Origin of the sequence: Saccharomonospora sp. NPDC046836 (assembly GCF_040645195.1) — a bacterium.
GTDB lineage: Bacteria > Actinomycetota > Actinomycetes > Mycobacteriales > Pseudonocardiaceae > Prauserella_A.
Genome location: NZ_JBEYXW010000113.1, coordinates 1 through 2554 on the forward strand (window position 1 = coordinate 1; position 2554 = coordinate 2554).

Annotated in this window: 2 protein-coding genes; both read left to right on the forward strand. The window is 68.6% G+C overall.

Annotated elements, in window-relative coordinates; all coding sequences use genetic code 11:
• The first annotated feature begins 130 nt into the window (after window positions 1-130).
• On the forward strand, window positions 131-1654 hold the full coding sequence (istA, locus tag ABZ863_RS35510) for an IS21 family transposase (RefSeq protein ID WP_358544163.1): 1524 nt from the start codon (window positions 131-133) through the stop codon (window positions 1652-1654).
• Window positions 1655-1662: 8 nt separating this feature from the next.
• Complete coding sequence (gene istB / locus ABZ863_RS35515; RefSeq protein WP_358544160.1) at window positions 1663-2442, forward strand: IS21-like element helper ATPase IstB; 780 nt, start codon at window positions 1663-1665, stop codon at window positions 2440-2442.
• Window positions 2443-2554: the final 112 nt, after the last annotated feature.

Here is a 2554-nt window from a genome sequence, read left to right on the forward strand (position 1 = left end):
TGTCGGCGGTCAGTGAAAAATCCCCGTAGGCGGCCAGTTGCCGCCCCATAGGTGGCCAGTGATTTCCCCGCTGGTGGCCAGATATCTCCCCGGTGATCATGACGGGATGCCGGTCGGCAAGGGTCGGCCGGTGAAGACGAGCAGGGAGATCATGGAGATCCTTGAGGCATACGACCTCACGGGGAGTTACCGCGCGGCGGCCGAGCTGGCGGGGTGTGACCATCACACTGTGGCTCGGTATGTGCAGCTGCGCGCGGCCGGGCAGAGCCCGGCGGCCCGTGAGCATCGGGCTCGTCCGATCGACGAGTATCTGGAGAAGATCGAGGAGCTGGTGGTCCGGTCCGGCGGGCGGGTCCGGGCGGATGTGGTCCATAAGCGGATCACCGCGATGGGGTTCACCGGCGGTGAGCGCACCACTCGGCGGGCGGTGGCGCAGATGAAGGACCGGCTGCGGGCCGGGCAGCGGCGGGTGTTCCGGCCGTGGATCACCGAGCCGGGATTGTGGCTGCAGTGGGACTGGGGCGAGGGCCCACAGATCGGCGGGCGGCGCACCTCGCTGTGGTGCGCGTGGCTGGCATGGTCGAGGTTCCGGGTCGTGATTCCGGTGCTGGATAAGACTTTACCCACAATTGTGTCCTGTTTGGACACGACATTGCGGCGGATCGGTGGGGTGCCGACCTATGCGCTGACCGACAACGAGAAAACCGTGTCGGTCGACCATGTCGCGACCATCGCGGTGCGCAACCCGGAGATCGTCGAGGTTGGGCGGCACTACGGGATGACGATCCGGACCTGTGTCCCGGCCGACCCGCAGACCAAGGGCGGCTCGGAGGCCACCGTGCGCATCGCCAAGGCCGATCTGGTGCCTACCGACGCGAATCTGCTCGACGAGTACCGCAGGTTCGCCGACCTCGAGACCGCCTGCCGTGAGTTCTGCGAGCAGGTCAACGACCGCCCGCACCGCGAGACCCGCCGCCGCCCGGCCGAGGCGCTGGCCGAGGAACGCATGAGGTTGCATCCGTTGCCCAGTCAGGCGTTCACCGTCGCGTTCGGCACCACGCGGCGGGTGAACTGGGACTGCACGATCTCAGTGGAAGGAGTGCGCTACTCGGTGCCGCACGAGCTGGTCGACACCCGGGTCTGGGCGCGGTTTCACGGCGACGAGCTGATCGTGACCGCAGTCGGCGAGCACGGCCCGGCCGAAGTCGCCCGGCATGCGCGGTCCGCGCCCGGAACTCCCGCGATCAACGAAGAGCACTACCCGCCGAGGGAGGACAAATCCGGCGACCGGGTCCCGAAGGCGACCTCGGCCGAGGAGGCCGCGTTCCTCGCGCTCGGGCCGGGAGCGGCGGCCTGGCTCATCGAGGCCGCCGCGGCCGGGGCGCGGCGGATCCGGCCGAAGATGGCCGAGGCGGTCGCGCTGGCCAAGCTGCACCCGGTCGCCGAGGTCGACCAGGCGCTCGGGACGGCGGCGATCGCCGGCCGGTTCGCCGAGAACGACGTGATCCGCATCCTGGCCCACCAAGCCGGCCGCGAGATCGGCAAACCCACCCAAGCCAGCGAAACCCACAGCCTGCAGCCGGGCACCTCGGCCTGGTCGAACTTCGGCCTGCCCGGCTGCGCCCAGGACACCACCGACGGAGCTGACCTATGACAACCCCGATGCGCACCATCACAGGCGCGGCCGGTGACCCGCTGGCCGAGGCGATCGAGCTGACCAAACGCCTGAAACTGCCCTATATCCGCAAAACACTGACCGACCTGATCCCCACCGCCAAAGCGCAACGCTGGGACCCCGCCGAAGTCGTCCGGGTCCTACTCGCCGAGGAAGCCGCCGGCCGGGACGCGGCGAACCTGCGCACCCGACGCAAACGCGCCGCGTTCCCCGCAGGGAAGACCTTCGGCGACTGGGACGAGCAAGCATCCACCATCCCACGCCCGACCCAGGACTCGCTCAAAACCTTGGAATGGGTGCAGCGCAAGGAGAATCTGTGTGTCTGCGGCCCATCAGGGACCGGCAAAAGCCACTTCTGCGAAGCGCTCGGCCAAGCCGCGGTCGAAGCCGGGATGACCGTCGCCTGGTTCACCATCGAAGACCTCGGCGTCCTGGTCCGCCGCCACCGCGCCGACGACTCGATCACCCGCGCGCTGGCCCGCCTGATCCGCACCGACCTGATCATCATCGACGACATCGGGCTGCTACCGGTCAGCCCGGACGCCGCCGAGGGCTTCTACCGCCTCGTCGACGCCGCCTACGAACGCCGCGCCCTCGCGGTCAGCTCCAACCTCCACCCCTCCGGGTTCGACGAGATCATGCCCAAAACCCTGGCCACCGCGACCGTCGACCGGCTCCTGCACCACGCCCACGTCGTTGTCACCCAAGGTGACAGCTTCCGGCTCGCGCAAGCCACCTCCGGCAAGGGAGTGATGCCATTGACCTGATCCACCCCAACCCACGACGGGGAATTATCTGGCCGTCGTCGGGGAGATCCAGGTGGCCACCAGCGGGGAAAACCCCAGGCCGCCCACGGGGAGAAAAGAATGGCCATTGACA

Bases quoted from the DNA above. Each gene is read 5' to 3' on its own strand.
- istB (WP_358544160.1), top strand. From the start codon at position 1,663: ATGCGCACCATCACAGGCGCGGCCGGTGACCCGCTGGCCGAGGCGATC.